The sequence below is a fragment of the Symplocastrum torsivum genome, from assembly GCF_059505465.1.
In genome coordinates this window covers 1-23306 of the sequence record NZ_JCACKQ010000018.1, presented here as the reverse complement: position 1 = coordinate 23306, position 23306 = coordinate 1, and the positions used below count along the sequence as shown (strand labels likewise).

General features: G+C 45.9%; 25 protein-coding genes. 17 read left to right on the top strand and 8 right to left on the bottom strand.

Annotated features, from left to right (window positions below):
• The first annotated feature begins 94 nt into the window (after nucleotides 1–94).
• The 11 genes from AC5JL3_RS06425 to AC5JL3_RS06375 all read left to right on the top strand — a co-directional run bounded on the left by AC5JL3_RS06425 (nucleotide 95) and on the right by AC5JL3_RS06375 (nucleotide 9512).
• Nucleotides 95–538: an ATP synthase subunit I gene (locus AC5JL3_RS06425; RefSeq protein ID WP_496073684.1), complete on the top strand. Its 444-nt coding sequence runs from the start codon at nucleotides 95–97 to the stop codon at nucleotides 536–538.
• Between the two features lie 62 nt (nucleotides 539–600).
• Entirely contained in the window at nucleotides 601–1356 is a 756-nt protein-coding gene (gene atpB, locus AC5JL3_RS06420) for a F0F1 ATP synthase subunit A (protein WP_496073683.1), read from the top strand.
• 125 nt (nucleotides 1357–1481) lie between these two features.
• A complete protein-coding gene (atpE, locus tag AC5JL3_RS06415) occupies nucleotides 1482–1727 on the top strand; it encodes an ATP synthase F0 subunit C (RefSeq protein WP_190641179.1) in 246 nt (81 codons plus the stop codon).
• A gap of 141 nt (nucleotides 1728–1868) precedes the next feature.
• The gene (locus AC5JL3_RS06410) at nucleotides 1869–2372 is read left to right on the top strand and encodes a F0F1 ATP synthase subunit B' (RefSeq protein ID WP_496073730.1); all 504 of its coding nucleotides are present in this window, start codon (nucleotides 1869–1871) and stop codon (nucleotides 2370–2372) included.
• A gap of 311 nt (nucleotides 2373–2683) precedes the next feature.
• Nucleotides 2684–3238: a F0F1 ATP synthase subunit B gene (locus tag AC5JL3_RS06405; protein ID WP_242058613.1), complete on the top strand. Its 555-nt coding sequence runs from the start codon at nucleotides 2684–2686 to the stop codon at nucleotides 3236–3238.
• Complete coding sequence (gene atpH / locus AC5JL3_RS06400) at nucleotides 3235–3792, top strand: ATP synthase F1 subunit delta (protein WP_496073682.1); 558 nt, start codon at nucleotides 3235–3237, stop codon at nucleotides 3790–3792. The genes AC5JL3_RS06405 and atpH overlap by 4 nt, the downstream gene beginning before the upstream one ends.
• A gap of 73 nt (nucleotides 3793–3865) precedes the next feature.
• Nucleotides 3866–5383 carry a F0F1 ATP synthase subunit alpha gene (gene atpA, locus AC5JL3_RS06395; RefSeq protein ID WP_496073681.1) on the top strand — a complete coding sequence of 506 codons (1518 nt, stop codon included), beginning with the start codon at nucleotides 3866–3868 and terminating at the stop codon, nucleotides 5381–5383.
• Nucleotides 5384–5473: 90 nt separating this feature from the next.
• Nucleotides 5474–6421, top strand: a complete 948-nt coding sequence (locus AC5JL3_RS06390) for a F0F1 ATP synthase subunit gamma (RefSeq protein WP_496073680.1) — start codon at nucleotides 5474–5476, stop codon at nucleotides 6419–6421.
• A 570-nt stretch (nucleotides 6422–6991) separates the two neighbouring features.
• On the top strand, nucleotides 6992–7963 hold the full coding sequence (locus AC5JL3_RS06385; protein WP_496073679.1) for a calcium-binding protein: 972 nt from the start codon (nucleotides 6992–6994) through the stop codon (nucleotides 7961–7963).
• A gap of 261 nt (nucleotides 7964–8224) precedes the next feature.
• On the top strand, nucleotides 8225–8842 hold the full coding sequence (locus tag AC5JL3_RS06380; protein ID WP_496073678.1) for an NUDIX hydrolase: 618 nt from the start codon (nucleotides 8225–8227) through the stop codon (nucleotides 8840–8842).
• A gap of 352 nt (nucleotides 8843–9194) precedes the next feature.
• Complete coding sequence (locus tag AC5JL3_RS06375; RefSeq protein WP_192220512.1) at nucleotides 9195–9512, top strand: 2Fe-2S iron-sulfur cluster-binding protein; 318 nt, start codon at nucleotides 9195–9197, stop codon at nucleotides 9510–9512.
• Nucleotides 9513–9759: 247 nt separating this feature from the next.
• On the opposite strand, the gene AC5JL3_RS06370 is transcribed toward AC5JL3_RS06375, so the two are convergent.
• Nucleotides 9760–10839, bottom strand: coding sequence for a DUF3616 domain-containing protein (locus AC5JL3_RS06370; RefSeq protein ID WP_496073677.1), 1080 nt, complete (start codon nucleotides 10837–10839; stop codon nucleotides 9760–9762).
• A 248-nt stretch (nucleotides 10840–11087) separates the two neighbouring features.
• On the opposite strand from AC5JL3_RS06370, the gene AC5JL3_RS06365 reads away from it, so the two are divergent.
• Genes AC5JL3_RS06365 through AC5JL3_RS06355 form a run of 3 tightly spaced genes read left to right on the top strand, consistent with a single transcriptional unit; the run spans nucleotide 11088 to nucleotide 12938 of the window.
• Nucleotides 11088–11282, top strand: a complete 195-nt coding sequence (locus AC5JL3_RS06365) for a DUF8621 family protein (protein ID WP_496073676.1) — start codon at nucleotides 11088–11090, stop codon at nucleotides 11280–11282.
• Nucleotides 11279–12364, top strand: coding sequence for a DUF3326 domain-containing protein (locus tag AC5JL3_RS06360; protein ID WP_496073675.1), 1086 nt, complete (start codon nucleotides 11279–11281; stop codon nucleotides 12362–12364). The genes AC5JL3_RS06365 and AC5JL3_RS06360 overlap by 4 nt, the downstream gene beginning before the upstream one ends.
• Nucleotides 12345–12938 carry a CPBP family intramembrane glutamic endopeptidase gene (locus AC5JL3_RS06355; RefSeq protein WP_192220516.1) on the top strand — a complete coding sequence of 198 codons (594 nt, stop codon included), beginning with the start codon at nucleotides 12345–12347 and terminating at the stop codon, nucleotides 12936–12938. The genes AC5JL3_RS06360 and AC5JL3_RS06355 overlap by 20 nt, the downstream gene beginning before the upstream one ends.
• Nucleotides 12939–12975: 37 nt before the next feature.
• On the opposite strand, the gene AC5JL3_RS06350 is transcribed toward AC5JL3_RS06355, so the two are convergent.
• The 4 genes from AC5JL3_RS06350 to AC5JL3_RS06335 form a co-directional block, all read right to left on the bottom strand.
• The gene (locus tag AC5JL3_RS06350; protein WP_496073674.1) at nucleotides 12976–13323 is read right to left on the bottom strand and encodes an ISAzo13-like element transposase-related protein; all 348 of its coding nucleotides are present in this window, start codon (nucleotides 13321–13323) and stop codon (nucleotides 12976–12978) included.
• Between the two features lie 26 nt (nucleotides 13324–13349).
• A complete protein-coding gene (locus AC5JL3_RS06345; protein WP_496073673.1) occupies nucleotides 13350–13766 on the bottom strand; it encodes a hypothetical protein in 417 nt (138 codons plus the stop codon).
• Nucleotides 13767–13999: 233 nt separating this feature from the next.
• Nucleotides 14000–14656, bottom strand: coding sequence for a phosphoribosylglycinamide formyltransferase (gene purN, locus AC5JL3_RS06340; RefSeq protein ID WP_496073672.1), 657 nt, complete (start codon nucleotides 14654–14656; stop codon nucleotides 14000–14002).
• 10 nt (nucleotides 14657–14666) lie between these two features.
• Nucleotides 14667–15662 (bottom strand): type IV pilin-like G/H family protein, encoded by a 996-nt coding sequence (locus tag AC5JL3_RS06335; RefSeq protein WP_496073671.1) that lies wholly within the window; start codon nucleotides 15660–15662, stop codon nucleotides 14667–14669.
• Nucleotides 15663–16103: 441 nt separating this feature from the next.
• Between AC5JL3_RS06335 and rsmG the strand changes: the two genes are divergently transcribed.
• Nucleotides 16104–16850: a 16S rRNA (guanine(527)-N(7))-methyltransferase RsmG gene (gene rsmG / locus AC5JL3_RS06330; RefSeq protein WP_496073670.1), complete on the top strand. Its 747-nt coding sequence runs from the start codon at nucleotides 16104–16106 to the stop codon at nucleotides 16848–16850.
• 54 nt (nucleotides 16851–16904) lie between these two features.
• Here the strand turns inward: rsmG and AC5JL3_RS06325 are convergent, their stop codons facing one another.
• Together AC5JL3_RS06325 and rpiA are read right to left on the bottom strand one after the other, a co-directional pair.
• On the bottom strand, nucleotides 16905–18086 hold the full coding sequence (locus AC5JL3_RS06325; protein WP_496073669.1) for an aldo/keto reductase: 1182 nt from the start codon (nucleotides 18084–18086) through the stop codon (nucleotides 16905–16907).
• Between the two features lie 172 nt (nucleotides 18087–18258).
• A complete protein-coding gene (gene rpiA / locus AC5JL3_RS06320) occupies nucleotides 18259–18969 on the bottom strand; it encodes a ribose-5-phosphate isomerase RpiA (protein ID WP_496073668.1) in 711 nt (236 codons plus the stop codon).
• A gap of 342 nt (nucleotides 18970–19311) precedes the next feature.
• On the opposite strand from rpiA, the gene AC5JL3_RS06315 reads away from it, so the two are divergent.
• Entirely contained in the window at nucleotides 19312–20874 is a 1563-nt protein-coding gene (locus tag AC5JL3_RS06315) for a calcium-binding protein (protein ID WP_496073667.1), read from the top strand.
• Between the two features lie 30 nt (nucleotides 20875–20904).
• Here the strand turns inward: AC5JL3_RS06315 and AC5JL3_RS06310 are convergent, their stop codons facing one another.
• Nucleotides 20905–21033, bottom strand: a complete 129-nt coding sequence (locus AC5JL3_RS06310) for a hypothetical protein (protein ID WP_496073666.1) — start codon at nucleotides 21031–21033, stop codon at nucleotides 20905–20907.
• Nucleotides 21034–21375: 342 nt separating this feature from the next.
• Between AC5JL3_RS06310 and AC5JL3_RS06305 the strand changes: the two genes are divergently transcribed.
• On the top strand, nucleotides 21376–23010 hold the full coding sequence (locus tag AC5JL3_RS06305; protein ID WP_496073665.1) for a calcium-binding protein: 1635 nt from the start codon (nucleotides 21376–21378) through the stop codon (nucleotides 23008–23010).
• The last annotated feature ends 296 nt before the right edge of the window (nucleotides 23011–23306 follow it).

Genomic DNA, 23306 nt, shown 5'->3' with positions numbered 1-23306 from the left:
ACTATTTTTTAAGTATTGTTACTACTGCGTGGTATGATTACCTAGGACTTGTTGAATACAAGCCAACTTTTTGGAATTGCTTTTGCTGCTACCTGTGAACTTGTCAGACGACTCTCCTCAACCGACATCGGCAACAGAGGAACTTTCTCAAGCGAGTTCCCCACCCTCCCCAATGAGTTCCTCCATGCAGGAGTTCTACCAACTCAAACAAACGTTGTTGTTGGTCACACTTACATTGGCAGGAATCATCTTTATCTCTGTTTGGATTTTTTACTCGCTTGACATTGCCTTGAATTATTTGATCGGGGCGTGCACAGGTGTGGTTTACTTGAGAATGTTGGCTAAAGACGTTGAGCGGCTAGGTCAACAAAAAAGGCGTCCGAGTCCTGCCCGGTTCGCAATTTTTATTGGGCTGTTTATCGTTGCCACTCAATGGCAAAAATTGCAGATTTTGCCCATATTTTTAGGATTTCTGACTTACAAAGCCGCACTCATCGTCTATGTACTGCAAAGCACACTGCTTCCTACTTCTAAGTAGGTTAAGTTGTTAGTCAGCTAAGCCCGTTCCACTTATGACAGCTATCTGGGGAAATCTCCGGAATGGAAATGATAAATGGTTTTTCGCTTTTGAATTCTTTGCCACTTGCTGAATTAGAAGTTGGTCAGCATTTGTACTGGCACCTCGGCAATTTGAAAGTACACGGGCAGGTTCTCATTACCTCTTGGTTTGTGATTGCCATTCTCGTCACGGCTTCAATTGCAGCAACTCGAAATATCCAGAGAATTCCTAGCGGCATCCAAAATTTTATGGAGTATGCTCTGGAATTTCTCCGGGATTTGGCAAAAACTCAGATTGGTGAGAAAGAGTATCGCCCTTGGGTACCTTTTGTCGGTACTCTATTCTTGTTCATTTTTGTGGCAAATTGGTCTGGGGCACTTGTTCCTTGGAAGCTGATTAAGCTGCCAGAAGGGGAGTTAGCAGCTCCAACAAGCGACATCAACACAACAGTTGCCTTTGCCCTACTGACTTCCTTAGCGTATTTCTACGCTGGCTTGAGCAAAAAGGGTTTAGGATACTTTGCTGGTTACGCCCAACCGATACCAATCATGGTACCTTTCAAGATTTTGGAAGATTTCACCAAACCTCTTTCCCTGAGCTTCCGTCTGTTTGGAAACATCTTGGCGGATGAACTGGTAGTGGGAGTGCTGGTGTTTCTAGTTCCTTTGTTTGTTCCTCTACCGGTCATGGCACTGGGCTTATTTACCAGCGCCATTCAAGCGCTCATCTTCGCCACTTTGGCAGCCGCTTACATCGGAGAGGCAATGGAGGATCATGGCGAAGAGCATCATGAGTGAAGTTCGCCTCACTCTAAAGATGTTTCAGTTTTGGCTCACCTCCTATCATTAGTCCGCCTTAGAAGCGGATTTTTCGAGGTAGGAGTCTAACCTGTAGTTGTTTAGTTAATTTAAGGAAAATCAAGATGGACCCATTAATTGCTGCTGCTTCCGTTATCGCTGCTGCTCTGGCTGTTGGTCTTGCTGCTATTGGTCCTGGCATTGGTCAGGGAAATGCAGCTGGTCAAGCAGTAGAAGGAATCGCACGCCAGCCAGAAGCCGAAGGAAAAATTCGCGGTACGCTGCTGTTGAGCTTAGCCTTCATGGAAGCGCTAACAATTTACGGTCTGGTCGTCGCCCTCGTCCTGCTGTTTGCTAACCCCTTCTCGTAATAGTAGGGTTCTTTTTCAGCGCTCAGCTTACCAAAATAATGGAGTCTGAGCGCTGGAAAAGTTGACACAATTTATACCAAAAGTATCCCCATCCCAACTGAGTAGCTGACCTTTTTTAAGCCGTGGGATCTGAAAATAATGATGACACATTGGACAATTTTACTGGCTGTCGAAACAGCTGAAGCTGCTACCGAAGCTGCCAAAGAAGGGGGGTTGTTTGATTTTGATGCCACCCTGCCGATAATGGCAATACAGTTTTTGCTTTTGGTGGTGGTGTTGAATGTAGTGTTCTACAAACCATTGAGCAAGTCAATTGATGGACGGGATGACTATATCCGCAAGAATTTGTTGGAGTCGCGTGAACGTTTAGCTAAGGCAGAGAATCTAGCCAAGCAGTATGAGCAAGAGCTAGGAGAAACTCGCCGGAAGTCGCAAGCGACAATCGCGGCAGCACAAGCAGATGCCCAGAAAGTTGCGGCTCAAAAAATAGCTCAAGCTCAAGCTGAGGCTCAGGCACAACGAGAGCAAGCCCAACGAGAGATTGAACAGCAAAAAGCTGAGGCACTAACGTCCCTTGAACAAGAAGTGGATGCCTTGAGTCGCCAGATTCTCGAAAAACTCTTGGGACGAGAGTTGGTTAAGTAAAGCAAGTGATGGCTGGCATTATCTTGTGGAAGCGTTTTAGCAGTGGGTGTGATACAAGCCTGTGGCGGTGTGAAAGTGGCATTGCTATAAACGAGGCTCTAAATAGGCAATAAAAGTAAGCGACTTCCTAAAGAATAGCTTTGCTTCACACGCCCCCCTAGATTACTAAACCGTTTCTCATCAGATTGCCCGTTGCGGTAGTAGGACAGTTATGTTTCCTAGAAACGTTAATCGCAACGTTATTTTTGCCTTCCGTGTATCCTTCAAAAGTATTTGCAATACTCAATCTTCAAGAGTTGTATATGGATATTATGAGTACTTTCTCATTCCTGGCTACCGCAGCGGCAGAAGTCGCAGCGGAAGGCGGTTCAGAAGGAGGTTTGGGTCTAAACTTTGACCTTCTAGAAACCAACTTGATTAACCTCGTAATCATTATCGGGGTACTATTTTTCTTTGGGCGTAAATTTTTAGGTAAAACCCTATCAGAAAGACGCTCAAACATTGAACAAGCGATTCAAGATGCCGAAAAACGGCAGAAAGAGGCTGCTGCTTCTCTAGCAGATGCTCAGCAGAAATTAGCACAAGCCCAAGCCGAGGCGGAGAGAATCCGAGCCAAGGGTGAAGAAAACGCCCAGGCAGCAAGAGCGGCGATTTTAGAGAAGGCAGCTAAAGATGTTGAAGCCGTTAGAAAAACCGCGACTCAGGATTTGAACGCAGACAGAGAACGTGCGATCGCAGAACTTCGAGAGCGAGTCGCAGCGATGGCGATGCAGCGAGTTGAGTCGCAGCTTCAAGATCACTTAGATGACTCTGCTCAACAACAATTAATTGACCGCAGCATCGCTCTACTGGGAGGTGGATCGTGAAAGGAAGTCTGGTGAGTGGTCAGATACTAGAGCCTTACGCAGATGCGTTAATGTCTCTGGCTCAGTCCAGTGACAAGACAGAGCGTATTGGTGAGGATGTTGCAGCCTTACTGAATCTGTTGAAAGAATCACCGGAGTTGGACGAGTTTTTAAGCAGTCCAATTGTGAAAGCTGAAGACAAGAAAGCCGTACTGCAACGAATTGGTGGGGAGCAATTTGACCCCTACACCAAGAATTTTGTGAATATTTTGATTGATCGGCGGCGCATCATTTTCTTAGAAGGAATCTGCAAGCAGTATCAAACTCTTCTACGAAAGTTGAAGCAGACAGTTCTCGCCGAAGTCACTTCAGCGGTAGAACTATCAGAATCTCAGCAGCAGTCAGTTCGAGAGAAAGTAACCGCCATGACGGGTGCCCAGCAGGTAGAACTGGATACAAAAATTGACCCAGAATTAATTGGTGGTGTCATCATCACAGTAGGGTCTCAGGTAATCGATGCTAGTTTGCGAGGACAACTACGTCGTATTGGTCTGCGCCTGAGCAGTAGTACCTAGGGGCTAGAAGAAAACAAGACACATTGCCTCTCGACTCCAACGAACAACTAAAAACTAAAAACTAACAATTGACATGATTAGCATTAGACCCGACGAAATCAGCAGTATTATTCGGCAGCAAATTGAACAATACGACCAAGACGTTAAGCCCACTAACGTTGGTACCGTCTTACAAGTTGGTGACGGCATTGCCCGGATTTATGGCTTGGACAAGTGCATGTCTGGGGAATTGGTTGAGTTTGAAGATGGTGAGGTTGGTCTTGCCCTCAACTTGGAAGAAGACAATGTCGGTGCCGTATTGATGGGCGATGGTCGCGGCATCCAAGAAGGTAGCCCCGTTACGGCGACTGGTAAGATTGCCCAGGTGCCAGTGGGAGAAGCCTTGATTGGTCGCGTAGTCGATGCCCTAGCTCGTCCGATTGACGGTAAGGGAGACATTCAGTCAAGTGAATCGCGTCTAATCGAATCGATGGCTCCAGGGATTATCGCACGACGTTCAGTTCATGAACCGATGCAAACGGGAATCACCGCTATTGACGCAATGATTCCAATCGGACGGGGACAGCGAGAGCTGATTATTGGTGACCGCCAAACTGGAAAAACCTCCATTGCCGTTGACACCATCCTCAACCAGAAAGAGGAAGACGTTATTTGTGTTTACGTCGCGATTGGTCAGAAGGCGTCTACTGTTGCCCAGGTGGTGGATGTGCTTCAGGAACGAGGCGCATTAGATTACACAATTGTGGTTGCTGCGAATGCCAACGACCCTGCCACTCTTCAGTACTTAGCTCCTTACACAGGGGCGACAATTGCTGAATACTTCATGTACAAGGGTAAGGCAACTCTAATCATTTACGACGACCTTTCTAAGCAAGCGCAAGCTTATCGCCAGATGTCTCTGCTACTACGTCGCCCACCCGGTCGCGAAGCTTATCCTGGAGACGTTTTCTACATCCACTCACGCTTACTCGAACGGGCGGCAAAGCTGAGTGATGACCTGGGTGGAGGCAGCATGACGGCTCTGCCAATTATTGAAACCCAAGCGGGTGACGTTTCGGCATACATCCCCACCAACGTGATTTCGATTACGGATGGTCAGATCTTCCTAACTTCAGACTTATTCAACTCTGGCTTGCGTCCAGCCGTTAACCCTGGTATTTCTGTATCACGAGTGGGTTCTGCCGCGCAAACCAAAGCAATGAAGAAGGTTGCGGGTAAATTGAAGCTGGAACTGGCGCAGTTTGATGATTTGCAAGCCTTTGCTCAGTTTGCTTCAGATTTAGACAAGGCGACGCAAGACCAGTTGGCACGAGGTCAGCGCTTGAGGGAACTCTTGAAGCAGCCTCAATACTCACCGCTATCAGTAGCTGAGCAAGTGGCTGTTGTATATGCAGGTCTGAATGGCTATCTGGATGACATTGCTGTTGAGAAAGTCGCCGACTTTGCCAAAGGGCTGCGTGAATACTTGAAAACCAGCAAGCCGCAGTACATGGACATCCTTCGGAATACGAAGCAGCTCAATGATGAGGCGGAAGGCATTCTGAAGGAATCGATCGCAGAATACAAGCAGACCTTCCTCGTATCGGTGTAACTAGTTGTTGGTTATTGGTTGTTTGTTGTTAGGAAAAAACTCTAACAACAAGCAACAAACAACAAACAGCAAACAACAAACAACAAGATTATGCCTAATCTAAAATCAATTCGCGATCGCATTCAGTCGGTCAAAAATACCAGAAAAATTACTGAAGCCATGCGTCTCGTCGCGGCTGCCAAAGTGCGTCGCGCTCAGGAACAGGTAACGGCTACCCGCCCTTTTGCCGACCGCTTGGCACGAGTTCTCTACGGCTTACAAAACCGTCTGCAGTTTGAAGAGGCTGATTTACCCCTACTGAGGCAACGGGAAGTCGGAACAGTTGGCATACTCGTCATTACAGGCGATCGGGGTCTGTGTGGCGCTTATAATACCAACGTTATCCGTCGTGCTGAAAACCGCGCTAAGGAACTCCAGAAAGATGGAATCGACTACAAGTACGTGTTAGTCGGGCGCAAATCCCTCCAGTACTTCCAACGCCGTGACCAACCGATTAGTGCCAGCTACACAGGCTTGGAGCAGATTCCCACAGCAGCAGAGGCATCAATGATTGCCGATGAATTGCTCTCTTTGTTCCTGTCAGAATCTGTAGACCGGGTTGAGTTGGTCTACACGAAGTTTGTCTCCTTGATTAGTTCTCGTCCCGTAATTCAAACCCTACTGCCGCTGACGGCACAAGGACTAGAAGTACAAGACGATGAAATCTTTAGATTGACGACTCGTGGTGGCGACTTCGAGGTGACACGGGAGAAAGTCACAGCAACACAGCGTAGCTTCCCTCGTGACATGATATTTGAGCAAGACCCAGTGCAAATTCTGGACGCTCTCTTGCCACTGTATCTGAACAACCAATTGCTGCGGGCACTGCAAGAGTCAGCGGCGAGTGAACTAGCTGCCCGGATGACGGCGATGAACAACGCTAGCGATAATGCCTCAGACTTAGTGAAGTCACTCACGTTGTCTTATAACAAGGCACGGCAAGCAGCAATTACTCAGGAAATCCTGGAAGTTGTAGGCGGTGCGGAAGCACTAGGTTAGATTACTAACCAAATTATTTTTAATAAACTGCTAAAAGCGCTTGGGGTAACTCAGGCGCTTTGTCGTAGTTAGGAAACTCGCACATTATTAATGGCTGTTGCTGTCAAGCCACTATTGATAGCTTGAACGATGAAGATTCGTAAAAAGATATCTGTTCTGTTTACAGAAATAAATCCTTAAATTTTGCCAACAAGTCTTTGCCTACTAACCTCCCTTTACATTCTCAAGAAAGCGGTACTCCTAGTTATCGAAATAATGCAAGACCTTCATGAGTGATTGCTCACATCAAGCATGATGAAACTACATTCGCTCCGAAGGAACTTAAAGAGCTTTGGCTCTAATTTTGAAGTTCAAGTTAGGCTTCAGTTTATAGAAACTTAAACTAACTTAACGTAATCTATATTAAATAGAACGTATAAGTAGATACAGAACTTTTCTGAAACTAGACCAAAGCAATTTGCCTCCTCGATACCCATATGGCATGGCTTCATAACCCTGTTGAAGAGTGTCTTGCTGGAGATTTTGGAGGTGGCATCATTTCAAAAACTTCTAAGCTAACGGAGAAAAAAAATGCCTCCTGTAAATGACAATTTCGCTAACAGAATCATTTTGAACGGTGACTCAGCCAATACCACAGGTACTAATGTGGGGGCTACAGGAGAACCTGGCGAACCTAACCATGCTGGAGTGTCTACTCCTATAGAGTCCGTTTGGTGGACTTGGACAGCTCCAGAATCTGGAGAAGTCACAATTGACACGATTGGTAGTAATTATGACACCAGCCTAGCCGTCTATACGGGTTCAGCAGTCAACAGCTTATCTACGATCGCAGGCAACGACGATAGCATTAGTCTGATAAGCCAGGTTACCTTTACAGCTACAGCCGGAACAACCTACCAAATTGCTGTTGATGGCTTTTCTGGAAATGAAGGCTCAATCGGTCTCAATTTCGTGCAATTCGATTCAGTGAGCACCGGAACATCAGACAGCGAGACCCTTTTTGGCACTGTCGGTAACGATAGGATTCAGGGTTTTGGTGGCAATGACACGATTTTCGGCAGCGAGGGTGTCAACAATCTCCGGGGTGGCGATGGCGACGACCTTATTTATGGCGGTTCGCAGCGTGATACGATTTTTGGTGGCTTTGGTAACGATACGATCTACGCCAGTGAGGGGAATAATGCTGTCTTTGGTGATTTGGGGGGCTTTAGTGGTTCGGGCAATGACACCATCTACACTGGCTCTGGCAATGATTTCATTGATGGTGGCTTTGGTAGTGACACGATCTTCCTTGGGGGCGGTGAGGATATAGTTGTCCTGCAATTCGACTTTTTTGGAGAAGCTGATACTATCAACAACTTCCAGCTTGGTCAAACTACTTTCAGGGTGGGTAGTCTGACTAGCCCTACCAATACGAGCAACCTGACTATCACTCAAGGCGCAAATGGTGCTGAGATCTCGGCATTCGGAGATGTCCTAGCCGTTGTGGTTGGGACACAAGCTAGCACCTTGACTAACAATCTCTCTGAGGTTTTCGTGTAGCCGAATTAGTCTAGTGCAAGAAGGCAGAAGATAGGAGGCAGAAGGCGGAAGGAAAGAAAGGTTGTACAATAAGCTTTTTAACCTTTTTGAACGGGTGGGTTATTTCTGTCGCGCTGTACTAGTGCCTTCGTAAGCGTTTAGTACAATTGCAAGAACTGGGGGATACTTTCTCCCAGTTTTTATTTTTCGTCATCGCAGGACTTCCAGTTCAAGAGTTAAAATCTTGCCAAGATATTGCTTGGCTCAGGCTAGGAGAAACTTGTGGATTTGAGATGGCTGGAATGGGGGAAACAACTACAAGCGATCGCACAAAATGGTCTTACCTACACTGATGGAGTTTTTGATAGGGAACGCTACAAGGCACTACAAGCGCTCGCAGCAGAAATCTTAGCCACCTATTCCAACGTAGAACCTAGCTACGTCCTCGATCTTTTTGCTCACGAAATCGGCTATGCAACGCCTAAAGTCGTTGTGCGGGGTGCCGTATTTCGTGACGATACTATCTTGTTAGTAAGGGAACGCGCTGATGGTTGTTGGACATTACCAGGGGGATGGGCTGATGTTGGTGAGTCTGTGCGTGAAGCCGTCGTCCGAGAAGTGTATGAAGAGTCAGGCTATGAGACACGCGCTACTAAGATGCTAGCAGTTTGCGATCGCAATAAGTACGAATATCCTCCTTCACGACATCATACTTACCAGCTTTTTATTCAGTGTGAACTAATTGGTGGCTCCCCTAAACAAAATATAGAAACGGACGGAGTAGAGTTTTTTCGGGAGCATGAGCTTCCAGAACTATCTCTCACTCGCATTGTCCCCACTCAAATCACACGGCTTTTTGAGCATCACCGCCAGCCTGATTTGCCAACAGATTTTGATTAAAGCAGAACTAGGATGTGTAGAAAGGCTTAGGGAAACTACGGATGCTTTTTTCGAGAACATTGAGATGTGCCAGTAATTTCTCGAATGTATTTTTAATAGAGCGTGATTAAACTTGAATCAACCTGATAAATAAGTGTATAAAAGGTCATTTACACAATTTTATTTAAATCAGTATAGATAAGTAGAGACAACATGATGAAGCTAGAGCGATCGCTCTAGCTTTTTTTTAGCTGAAGCCAAACTCGTTATGCTATCTCGATCAGGTTTACAGTAAAATCTAATTCCATATGCTCCACCACGATTTTCACAAGTATTTTCGTGTAGGAGAACTGTACCTACACCACTGCCATTCATGCCGAAGACTTATACTGTCGAAATCCAACACGAAGGGAAAACCCACATTATAGAAGTACCAGAGGATAAACAGATTCTCTCGGCTGCTTATGCCGCTGGCATAGATTTACCGAGTTCCTGCAACGCAGGAGTTTGTACCACCTGTGCTGCACAGATCTTAGAAGGAACAGTCGAGCAAAGCGACGGGATGGGTATCAGTCCCGAACTTCAAGAAGAAGGTTACGCACTACTATGTGTTGCCTATCCGCGTTCTAACTTAAAAATTGAGACAGAAAAAGAAGAGATTGTGTACCAACGTCAGTTTGGTAAGCCTTGAACAAGAAGAATACAGACGTGGCTGTGTTCAGTTCAGAATTCTCCTGAACTTTGGATAAACTAAACTTCTGGTGCCGAGAAGGAGCAAGGGTTGCAATCCCCCACTAAAATTCTTTCAGTGGTGGTGCGTGTGAGGTAGAGTTAGAATCCCTATTTCACTTGTCCCAAGCTGAACTTCTGAACTCCTTTCAAAACATTTGTTAGATGAAGTGTCGTTAACCTGCGGCACTTCATTATTAGTATTCTGCCTAACCTAATAGGAAGATATCAGCAAGAACAGTAGCACCTTCTAGATGTGTTATTGGAGAAGGTGAGTCATAAACAACTAAAATAGACGGCTGTTGGGAAATTGGATCAAATAGCGTGATGCCTTCTGCATGATGATTGCCCTCGCCATAAGGTAAGTCGAGGATTGGTGTAGGTTCCCAAGAGAGGCTTTTGCCTAGTTCATTGAACCCATTTGGCAACCGAAAAAGCTTAACAGGACCATCTAAATCCATTGTTGGTCCTGCGAGGATTAATAAGTCTTGACCATCTACACACAAATCACGAATCCCTAAGCCATTTAACTTGACAAAATGCTTTTTGTAGAGTTTACCTACATCTCCTATTTCTTTTAACTGTAGAGTTGTTGGATTGTTTGCTTCAAGCTCTAACTCTAACTCTAGAATTATTGCCCAGCCTCGGAGTACTGGTCCTCGCATCCCAATAAAAACTTTTTCTCTGGAAATAAGGATACCCTCGATATCAAAGCCATTGTCTTTGCTAGGAATTTCAGCAAGAATAAAGGGGTGAAGATGGGGGTCTGAGTCCAGAGCATCCATTAATAAATTGCCCCGTTCAGTGAATTTTAAGTTAGCGGCTGTTAGCTGCTCATTGGGATTCTCCGGATGGGGGCAGGATTTGAATAACTCGCCATTGACAAGGGGGATACGAGCAAGCAGATAACGATTTTTTTCTGAGGCTACAGTTGCCAGTCGTTCAACATTCTTTTGTTCTTTTTTATCTTCTTTTGGCTTTTTGCGTTTCCAACTGTGTGAGCCGACAACCCAGAGGTAGTAATCAGCATAAGCTAGCCCTTCAATATCAATCTCTTCATCCTTGCCTGCTGGTAATTCAATAAACTGTCCAAGATCAATATGCTGATGATTAGTAAAAGTATAAGTATCATCATCAAATGTTAGACGTTCAAGCGTCGTTGTCTCATCTGAACCAACCCATAAGTGTTTATCAGGAGTGAGGAGAGCCGCTGATAAATCTTCATGAAGGGGTTTAAAAGAATCCTGAAATTGCAGCATCACTTGCTTGAGCAGAGAGGGATGTTCCATCTCACATCTATCCTTTACCCTATAAGGGTTGGTTTGATTGTCGTTGAGGTTGATGCGTAGAATGCAAACGTTAGACTTGCGATCGCATAATAATTTGCAATAACTGCAATTGTCAGTTGGATCTAACTAAATGTTTACACTCAAGCCCTAAAAATACAGGTTATTAAAAAAAATACGAGTAGTTGCTAGCTGACGGCACTGCTAGTGATTGATACACTAATTAAACTTACAAATACAACACGAAGCCAATGACAACACACTTCATCACGGCAGAAATTGACCTACAACAGACACCAACGGAGTTACAGGCTTGCATTGAAGCCGAACTCCAAAAACGAGGTGAACCCCTACGCTGGGCAATAACAGATGTGGATGTCGAGCAGCAGAAAGTGTCTGTGGAAGCGATTGTAACAGTAGCACAAGAGGCTTCTAGCGAAGCGTGAATCAGCGTCCTTACACCGTTGTTTTAATCATTCCGACTGGGATTGGAGCAGCTATTGGTGGCTATGCGGGAGATGCGCTACCCGTGGCAAAAGCGATCGCATCCTGCTCAGATCGCCTCATTACCCACCCTAACGTCCTCAATGGTGCCCAGTTGTACTGGAACTTACCCAATGCGCTGTATGTAGAAGGCTACGGACTTGACAAATTCGCGGCTGGATGCTGGGGATTACAACCCAGGCATCAAAATCGAGTAGGATTAATCCTTGACCAAGGAATTGAACCAGACTTGCGATTAAGGCACATCCAGGCAGCAGACGCAACCAGAGCGACACTAGGGTTAAATCTTACAGATTATGTGGTGACAGACGCTCCCTTAAACGTAGAACTGCGGACAGCCGCATCGGGAGCGAGTTGGGGCACAATAGGGAATCCTGACAGCTTACTACGAGCCGCTGATGTATTGATTCATCAGGCAAGGGCAGAAGCGATCGCAGTTGTTGCTCGATTTCCCGATGATTCTGGTAGTGAAGCTCTCGTCGCTTATCGACATGGACAGGGAGTAGACCCTCTTGCAGGTGCCGAAGCCGTCATTAGCCACCTGATTGTTCGTACTTTTCAAATCCCTTGCGCTCACGCCCCCGCACTCACGCCTCTACCGCTTGACCCTGACTTATCACCTCGTTCAGCCGCTGAAGAATTGGGCTATACCTTTTTACCCTGCGTTCTCGTTGGGTTAAGTCGTGCGCCCCAGTTTGTTGACAAGACATCAAACGTTACATCTCTATCTGGAGACATCTGGGCAACGGATGTAGATGCTGTCGTTGTCCCCGCAAGTGCTTGTGGTGGCAGTGCTTTGTTGAGTTTGAGCCAATCGCGATCGCAAATTATTGCCGTTGAGGAAAACCAAACTTCCATGCAAGTTCCCCCGGAACATTTAGGGATTAAGGCAATCAGAGTACACTCGTATTTAGAGGCGCTAGGCTATCTGGTTACTCATCGTGCCGGTATTAGTGCTGATGCCCTCAGCCCATCTCTCTCGTCCTTGCACTGCTTATCTGTTCGTGGCAAAACAGCTTCCTGATAATCCTGAAATTGAACCCCTGACGCGCACCCAAATTTTAATTGCGATGGGTGTAACGGCTGCCGTGTTATTAATCGTTGCCAAGCTATGGCTGCGTCTCGGCTCCGTTAACCTCCTCCCTTTACGCGGAACTGTTGATGCAATCCTTTTAGGGTTGGGTCTAGCGGTAGCAATTAGTGGGGCAAGTAGCTTAGTTTATCGCCTTTGGCCGGCTTACCGCGAAAGCGCAGACTTTTACCTACAGTTGGTACTGAAGCCTTTAGTATTACCAGACATCATTTGGCTAGGGCTACTACCTGGCATGAGCGAAGAATTGTTATTTCGAGGCGTAATGTTACCAGCAGTTGGCTTGAATGCCACAGGCTTACTTGCCTCCAGTTTATTGTTTGGCGTTTTGCACCTCAGTAGCCCCCAACAATGGCCCTATGTCGCTTGGGCATCAGTCGTCGGATTGTTGCTAGGATTGAGCGCCTTGGCAACTGGCAATTTGTTAGTCCCGATTGTGGCTCATGTCGTTACAAATTTGGTTTCTAGTTACCTGTGGAAACTAAAAAATAGGCAAGTTGAAGCTTAGATGATGGTTAGGGAATTGCAAGAAAATAAGGTACCAATCAACCGGGGACAATCGTGATATCCCATTTGGGCAATGTCTCAGAACGCTGCCAGAAAGGATGGTACTGTTCTAACTCAGTTGGTAGGACTTTAATGCCTTTGTCATAGATGGTTTCGACGTGATGCACAATTGGTGCAATGCCCTTCCAAGTCATGTTGGCAGCCCATTGTATAGCAGCTTCAAGCGAGTCTAAAACTGCGCCGTTCCAATAATTTTCTAGGGCAGCCCAACAGCGTTCTATGGGATTGTACTTGCTATGGTAAGGAGGATAGTAAATCAGTCGGATTTTTACATCAATCGCAATGGAGCAGTTCAACCATGCGTTTGATAAATTGCGTTCGGTCACTACGAGTTGCTGCACCACCATCAAGGTCAATCACCCATTCTGAGATATCGGGATAACTCTGTGTAGCCAGCTTCACTCACTAATGCCTCTCGTACTGCTCTGGCACTGATACGCGCATATAAAAATGTAGATTGCAATTTTGGGTCGGCTTGGGCTTGCGTGTCCACCAAAGAACGGATATCTGCTTCTAGGTTGGGCAGCACTTGTTCACTTTTGTGTCGTCCCCTGGCTTGATAGTTATCTACACATTGGAGTCCTGTTCGCCGTTCATTTAACCCCAGTTGTACACTCTGGCGATTCCACCCCATGATGGTTTCCGCTTTGCGCGCTGACCCATCGAAGTAATCTTCGGTGACCTTGGCTATGAAGTCTCGTTTACGGTATCCCGTAAGTTTTTCACTGGCATCCTTGAACGTAGCTTTAACGGTTGCGTCGAGTATCATCCTGAGAAAGAGTCAAGTGTGATTGGAGCAGGAGCGTCGCCTTTTTTGTTTCCTCTTCTCTAGAGTGGCTGGTATTCTATTTTCCCGCAAGTCCCTTATTAGTTGTTGGTTGTTGGTTGAATTTGAATTTCGTCAACCGTCAACCATTAAATAATTGTCTGGCTAGTGCAGCATAGCGGAAATAAGTGACCCGCTAAAATCTCTCCCTTGTCCCCCTTGTCGCTGGGAAGTGGTTACAAACTTCTGCCGCGCTGCACTAGTGCGATCGCTTGCGGTAAAATTCGATGTTCCTGGACTTGAATACGAGCGTGGAGGGTTTCTGGCCTATCGTCTGGCAAAACCGGGACAGCCGCTTGTAGCAAAATTGGACCACTATCAACTTCTAGGCGTACCAGGTGAACAGTACAACCCGCAATTTTGACACCTGCTTCAATTGCTTGTTCTACAGCTTTTACGCCTTTGAAACTGGGTAATAAGCTCGGATGAATGTTAATAATTCGGTCAGGAAAGGCATTGATGAGTACAGGTGTTACCAAGCGCATCCAGCCTGCCATCACTACCCACTCCACCTTGTACTGCCGAAAGACTTCGACAATTGCTGTGTCCAAGTCTTCACGGCGCTTGTAGTCTCGGTGATTGAGTAGGACAGCCGGAACCCCCCAACGCTCGGCTCTCGCTACTGCCTTGATACCGGGATTATTGTAAATTAGGACTTGAATCTCGGCGTTCAGTTGTTGGGATGCGATCGCATCAGCCACTGCCTCAAAGTTACTGCCACTTCCCGAAGCCATAATCCCTAGTTTCAATGGTTGTCCTTTTGCTCCTACGGTCGGAACAGTTGGTGAAATCAGGCAAGGAGTAGAATCAGCTAGCGTTGGATTGGTATTCATGCCGCCTTATTTATCGTTCTAATGGATGGGAACCTGCGAGACATTGAATCATCCACCTGCCCTGTGTCTTACTAGGAGCGGTTGGCATCGCTGGAGGAGTTGATGAAGGTGTGTCCGTTTCACAAATCCCTGCAACAGTAAGAAGATCATCACCATCTTTGACGACAAATACTGTACCCGTATAGCTTCTAAGTTCAGGACGTTTGGCTTGGGCTGTCATCATCACACTCTGAGCCTGATTGCCTTGAGGCACAATTTGGTAGCGATAATTCTCGCTTTCCGGTTTAATGCCGATACCTAAATCCTCAATTGCTGTACCAAATTTTTCATTTTCGAGGTAAAAAGCCTGTTGTGCGCGGTTCATCGCCCCAGTCATCAGTTTGCCTTCTGCTTCTCGTGCCTCCCTAGCTTGTGTTTCAAGGTCGGCTATAACTTGCTCTTGTTCTGCTGGTGTCTCAATGTCAGATAGAACTGGAACCCCCGACGGCACTGTTGTTTCCTCAGAAATCTTCTGAAGTAAGACAGCCCCATCTGTAAACGCCGTAGGTCTGGGTTGTCCAGGGTTTGTATCACTCAATTGCAAACGTAGCTGACCATCATCAGTCAGCTCAAAAATAGTCATTACCGTTTCATTCTGTTCTGGCAAAAGCACATCAATGTGCATGGGTTGCACAGTTGAGTCAATTCGATAGCCAAATGGTAGGGCAACAGGAGAATCAGGGACTAAAGGCAAAAGCATAAAGAATTTGCCCTCTGGCGCGAAAATCAACGTAAGCTTCTGACCCGATGGATCTTCCACTTCCCATCGTCCCTGCAATTGTGTTTCTACAGGATTTGTTGTAGAAGTGCTTTGGGCTTGAGCGACTAAAGGTGTAACTAGCGGTTGAGCCTTGACAGGTGTACTGAGGGTACTCAGTAGCCCTAGCAATACGCTGAGTGTGATGAATTTGCCAGTAACTTGGAAACGAGTTTGGCGCTGGCGAAGGTCGAGGAAAAGATTTTTCATGCAAGTCAAGCCACAACTGGCAAATTTGAAAGTAGGGAGTGGTCTTCTTTAGAAGAACCTTGCGTATATATTCAACACTTTTTGAGGATGTCAGTATAGCTAATGAATCTGAAAGCTTTCTTAAAAGTGAGAGTAGGGGAAGAGACGTTTATTCTTTGTGGTGGGCAAACCTTATCAAGGTATTGCAGCTATCTAGAGGAGACTCTTTGAACCGAAAAGCGATCGCAATAATTTGACCCAAGGCAGTGAGAACAGCTTTTTATAGCAGTAGCCACGAATGTTAGGACATTAACGGGAGAAGAGCGTTCCTTAGCTAGAGGCGATTTGACCCAAAGCTGACCGCCCAAAGCTAACTACTGATTGCTATAACATGTCAGATTGAAACAAGGTTGAACTTAGCCTACCCGTATTTGTCTAATCTTGAGCAGCGAACAATCCCCCATGAGTGAACTTGAACTATTGATGTTACCGGAGATGGTACACATCTGGCAGCAAACACTAGGTTGGCAGCCAACGACTCAACAGCAGCAATTATTCCAGCAGCTTTATGAAGGAATCTTAGAAGGCAACCAGCAGTTAAATCTGACCCGCATTACTGAACCTGTGGAGTTTTGGGAAAAACACTTATGGGATTCTTTGCGGGGTGTATGGAGTCAGGAATCAGAAGGTAAATGTGAGATTAGTCCAACATCAAAAATTATTGATATTGGTACAGGTGCAGGGTTTCCAGGATTTCCTGTGGCGATCGCATTTCCCGATACTGCCATTACCTTACTCGATTCCACCCGCAAGAAAATCACCTTTCTCGAAACGCTCATCGCTAAACTAGACCTCAAAAATGCTACGACATTAACAGGGAGAGCAGAAGCGATCGCCAAACAACCACAACATCGACAAGCTTACGATATAGCACTCCTGAGAGCTGTTGCACCTGCATCCGTCTGCGCTGAATATTCATTACCACTCCTAAAAAAAGGTGGTTTAGCCATCCTCTATCGAGGGCATTGGACAGATGAAGAAACCGAAACCCTAAAACCAGTTCTTGAACCGTTAGGTGGCGAGATTCAGTCAATTGAAGCCTTCACAACACCCATTAGCCATAGCATCCGTCACTGTCTCTACATCCGGAAAGCATCAGTTAAAGAAGTTAAAACCCCTCAACTAAGGAAAACTGGTAGTGAAACATAAAACATTTTTGTTTGTACATTACTCCACTTGACGCTTAGTAAACGAGCGAACTAGTTACTGCTGGGATAGGCGTTTAACCTCTTGACCACCTAATAATTGATGAGCATCTTCCAAAAGGGTGGGAATTTTGTCAGCATGAGGACTCTCCCGTAAACATTGTCGTAAGTCTAATCCTCTCACTCGGTCTGCTTTATTACCGGGGAACCAGTGACTCGCATTACCCAACATGTTGTACCGCATTTTTCCGTATTCAATCATGTCGTAGGCAACAGCAAGATTCCTCAACCACAGAATCACCCGGATATTTAAACCTCCTGGCGTTTCTTCTGGCTTCGGTAAGCCGACGTGCCAAGTTTTAGCCCAATCTTCTCCTAGAATTGCGATCGCTTCTTCCTCTAGACGCACCAAAATCGGCGGCAAAATCTCCGAAGCCCGATCCAATAACTCTACTGCCTTCAAGTGTTCATCAAAATCCGTTGGTCGTGATGCCCCTAAACTCAACGTATGCACCTGAGGATGGCTTAAACAAAACAAGTCATTAAACACCATTGGGCTAAGCGGTTTACACAGTTCCACTAGCTTTCGTGGCGGCTTATAGAGCATCCCTCCCTTATCCGAAGGACTGATGATAAAGACACCCATATCATGGCGTGTTGCCGCTTCAATAGCAGCCCAATTCAATTGATTGATGTAGTACCAGTGCAGGTTAACGTAGTCAAACTGATTCGTTTCAATCGTCTTGACAATCACGTCCGTTGGCCCATGCGTGGAAAAGCCAAGAAATCGCACCTTTCCTTGGGCTTGCAACTGCCGCGCTACATCGACACAACCACCCGGACGGACACTATCATGCAGCAATTCAGGAGTATTAATGCCGTGTATCCCTAATAAGTCAACGTAGTCTAGTTTCAGATTCGCCAGTGACTTATCAAAAGTACGTTGAAACTCTTTGGAATCTGAAGTTGGGCTAATCTTGGTCTGGACAATTAACCGTTCACGAGGAAATGTCGGCAAAATTCGCCCTAGCTGAACCTCTGAAGTCCCATACCCACGCGCCGTTTCAATATGATTAATACCAACTTCAACAGCTCTACGAATCGTCGCCTCTAGATTCTGCTGATTATCTTTGGGAATTTGCCATTCTGGGACATCCTGCCACTTGAACTGATACCTCATGCCACCGCAAGAAAACACTGGCATTTGTAACTCTGTACGCCCAAATCTTCGGTATTGCATCGTCATAAACACGCTTTGAACCTAGAACTGGCTTTGTGTATCTACACGGCTACAGCAAAACCCTCTCTAAATCTAAATTACTGTGCTTTCCAAAGTGCTGCATACCGCCATACAGTTCAAACTGGGTTGCATTTTGAGAAAGAGACGTTCCAACGGAACGTCTCTACGACTCTTACATTTCTCGGACAATAGGTTGACCATCTTTGACTTCGCCAACCAGAACAATATCAGCAACACCTACAAATAAGCCATTCTCTAGAACGCCTGGAATGTTATTCAGCGTTTTTTCAAGTTCAGCAGGGTTATCAATGGAGTCGAATTTCACATCAACAACCATGTTGCCTTGGTCGGTGATTACGGGGCCAGCTTTTTTGATGCCCATGCGGAGTTCTGGTTTTCCACCTAGCTTTTCAATCGCACGCATGACAGGTGCGATCGCCATTGGTATCACTTCTACGGGTAGCAAGAATGTTGAACCTAAGCGATCGACTAATTTATTCCCATCCACGACAACAACAAATTGGTCTGCCAAGGCATCAACAATTTTCTCGCGAGTATGGGCAGCACCACCACCTTTGATCAAGTTCTTCTGCGGATCGACTTCATCAGCACCATCGATCGCGATATCAATATGGTCAACAGCATCCAGCGTCGTTAAGGGAATCCCGTATTGTTTTGCCAAGACTTCTGCCTGAAACGAAGTTGGCACACCCTTAATGTCTTTTAGATCACCCGACTTGAGGCGATTTCCTAGATATTCAATGGCATAGGCAGTCGTTGAACCCGTACCCAGCCCAACAATCGTACCCGACTTCACTAACGCAGCAGCAGCTTTGCCGACTTCCTGCTTCATTACCTTAACGGGGTCATTTCCTGCGGTCATAATAAGAACTCCTTTGAGGGTACACCTAGTAGTTAGTGGCTTTTGATGGCGTACAGCGCTCCTCTACCTGGATGCTGCAAGAGCCAGTCTACTATCTAGGCGTTACGTTCTCATGATTAGCCATCAATGTAAAGTTTTGTAAGAAAGTTGCATAAGTTGCGCCTCAAGGTCTGAGAAGTCTACGTTGCCCTGTAAATTCGTTGTTGAGAGTAAAGGGGGATGTATGAGAGGCGATCGCTTTTTTCAACTTTTAGAGAATTCTTAAATCATTTCTAGTTCAGTAGATATGTCAGCTCGTAAAGATTGAATCTTGAACTATAGCTTTCTTTTAGGAATAAAATTATGCCACGTCGCCGTCGAAATGCTGTTGTAGATAACAATGATGGTTCAGGGGTTCCTTCCGCTGCAATTAGTTCCGATAATGCCTGGGATTATGAACTCTCTGAGGATATGTGGTTTCAAGCTGATCCTTTTGGTGATACCGGGTCTTGGGGGGCAGTAGCTGATATCACGTTGGTAGATGGGCAATCTTTTCTACTACCGCTCGAAATCATTGATAATGCTTTGTCCGAAGAGGCTCAAACGATCATTTGGAGCATTACTGAGAGTGGCTATGGCTTCACTCAAGAGACATACACCTTCAGTGAAAGCGATGGAATGGGCTTTGTTGAGGTGAGTACGACTGGCACTTATAGCGAGGTTGTAATCACTATTAATGATAACGATGCCATCGACCAAACCTTAAATGGAGATACCACTGGGGTTGCCACCGATGATTCTTTGACTGGCAGTGGCAATAACGATGCCATCTATGGCGAATCTGGTGATGACACTCTCTATGGTGGAGCGGGTAATGACATTCTAAATGGGGGCTTAGGTAGCGATGCGATGTTCGGTGGAACTGGCAACGATACCTACATTGTGAACGACTTGGGAGACACTGTTACCGAGTACCCCAACCAAGGTGTAGATACAGTCAAGTCTTCAGTCAGCTTTACGCTAGGAGAGAGAATTGACAACCTGTTCCTTGCTGATTTCTCCGGCAACATAGACGGCACGGGTAACGCCCTCAACAACAAGATTATCGGTAATGAGGGCATCAACACTCTGTCTGGCGCTGATGGCAATGACATTCTCTTAGGCAACTATGGAGATGACAGCCTTTATGGAGAGGATGGAGATGACAGCCTTTATGGAGAGGATGGAGATGACTATTTAGAGGGAGGTTCTGGTGAAGACTATCTAAATGGTGGTGAGGACAACGACGCTCTGTATGGTGGTGAGGGCAACGACACTCTTGACGGCTGGGATGGCGATGATTATCTCGATGGCGGTGCTGACAGTGACACACTGCTTGGAGATCTTGGCAATGACACCCTGTATGGCAATGACGGTGACGACTACCTTTATGAGGAAGTTGACTATGTTGATCAGTACGGGAATACCTACTTTGGCGGCAATGACTTTCTGTATGGCGGCAATGGCAATGACACCTTAGTTAGTGAAGATGGTGACGACTACTTATATGGCGGGTCTGGCAACGATATTTTAGAAGGTGGCAATGGTAGCGACTACCTTGATGGTTATGGCTTAGGTACAGAATTTGACACCCTAACAGGTGGAACCGGAACTGATACCTTTGTTCTTGGTAGCTACTGGTGGGGTGCTTACTACGTGGAGGATGCGGCTGGCTACGCCACAATTACTGATTGGGAAGCTTCAATTGATACCATTCAATTGTCTGGTAGCTCTAGTGATTATCGGCTAGAGTTTGAAACCAACTGGGCTGGTACGGCGGATTACGATACAGGAATTTACTACCTAGGTGGTACAGGCCCGGAGGAGTTGATTGGGGTGGTGCAAGACACAACCAATGTAGGTTTATCACAGTTCACTTTTGTCTAGTGGACGTTTAAAAAAAAGATTATCAATGCATCACTCGATCGCATAGGCAGTGGTTGAACCCGTACCCACCCCGACAATCGTACCTGACTGCACAAGCGCAGCAGCAGCTTTGCCGACTTCCTGCTTCATTATCTTAACGGGGTCATTTCCTGCGGTCATAATAAGAACTCCTTTGAGGCTACACCTAGTAGTTAGTGGCTCTTGATTGCGTACAGCTCTCCTCTACTGGGATGCTGCAAGAGCCAGTCTACTATCTAGGCGTTACGTTCTCATGATTAGCCATCAATATAAAGTTTTGTAAGAAAGTTGCGTAACTTCTGCCTCAAGGTCTGAGAATCTTACGTTGCCCTGTAAATTCGTTGTTGAGAGAAAGGCGGAGTAGAGAAGAGGCGATCGCCTTTTTTTTACTTTACAGAATTCTTAAATCATTTCTACTTCAGTAGATATTTCAGCTCACCAAGATTGAATCTTGAACTATAGCTTTTCGTTAGGAATAAGATTATGCCACGTCCACGTCGCCGTAGAAATGCTGTTGTAGACAACAATGATGGTTCAGGGGTTGTTTCCGCTGAAGTTAGTCCCGATAATGCTTGGGATTATCAACCGCCTTCCGATATATGGGGTGACAACTTTTCTTCAGATGGACTGTGGTCTACACTAGCTGACGTTACCTTGGTAGATGGACAGTCTTTTCTGCTACCTCTCCATATCATTGATAATAATTTCTCCGAAGTCGAAGTCCCTCAAACTGTTATTTGGAACATTACTGAGAGTGGCTATGGCTTCACTCAAGAAACCTACACCTTCAGTGAAAGTGATGGCATGGGCTTTGTTGAGGTGAGTACGACTGGCACTTATAGCGAGGTTGTAATCACTATTAATGATAATGATGTCATCGACCAAACCTTGAATGGCGATGCTGCTGATAATTCATTGTCTGGTAGTAACACTAACGATGCCATCTATGGCGAAGCTGGCGATGACACCATTGATGGAGGAGAGGGTGACGACAAGCTGTTTGGCGATAATGAATATGACTATGACTATGATGAAACAGGTAACGATACGCTCTATGGTGGAGCGGGCAACGACATTCTAGATGGGGGTAATGGTAGCGATGCGATGTTCGGTGGAACTGGCAACGATACCTACATTGTGGACAACCAAGAAGACACAGCTACCGAGTATCCTAACCAAGGTGTAGATACCGTTAAGTCGTCAGTCAGCTTTACGCTAGGAGAGAGAGTCGATAACCTGTTCCTCACTATTTCTGACGATATCGACGGTACGGGTAACGCCCTCAACAACAAGATTGTTGGTTATTCTGGCAGCAATATTCTGTCTGGTCGTGAGGGCAATGACATTCTCTTAGGCAACGGCGGAGATGACAGCCTTTATGGAGAGGATGGAGATGACAGCCTTTATGGAGGATTAGAAAATGATTATTTGGAGGGAGGTTCTGGTGAAGATTACCTAAATGGTGGTTATAACAATGACTCCTTATATGGTGGAGCAGACAACGACACCCTTGATGGATGGAATGGCGATGATTACCTTGATGGCGGTGCTGGCAGTGACACGTTGCTAGGAGATCTTGGCAATGACATCCTGTATGGTAGTGACGGTGACGACTACCTTTATGAGGAAGTTGACTATGTTGATGAGTTCGGAAATACCAACTATGGCGGCAATGACTACCTAGAAGGTGGTAATGGCAATGACACCTTAGTTAGTGAAGATGGCGACGATGGCTTATATGGCAACTCTGGCAATGACACCTTGGAAGGTGGCAATGGTAGCGACTACCTTGATGGTTATGGCTTAGGTACAGAATTTGACACCTTAACAGGTGGCGCTGGAACTGACTATTTTATTCTAGGTAACTCTTGGTGGGGCGCATACTACGTTGAGGATGCGGCTGGCTACGCCACAATTACTGACTGGGAAGCTTCAATTGATTCCATTCAACTGTATGGTAGCTCTAGTGATTATCGGCTAGAGTTTGAAACAAACTGGGTTGGCACGGCGGATTACGATACAGGAATTTACTACCTAGGTGGTACGGGTTCGGAGGAGCTGATTGGTGTACTGCAAGACACAACAAATATTGATTTATCACAGTTCACCTTTGTCTAGTGGACGTTCAAAAAAGATTATCAATACACCATCGTAAGGGTAAGACACTGCCTTACTCTTACAACTGTCAGCTTATGAAGGCGATCGCGCTTTAGTCGGTGCCAAATGCGATCGCCTTAATTATCTTTTCAGAAGTTTTGAAGACGTTAAGGCTTACACTCCATTTACAGTCTTATTGATATCCAGCCCTGCGACATATTAGGCTGGGTTGTAAAAATTTAAGTCCAAGAGTTTGTGGTAGGCCATTCGTGACAAGTTAAGGCAAAGTAATTGTTGTCAATGAGACAATATACTTA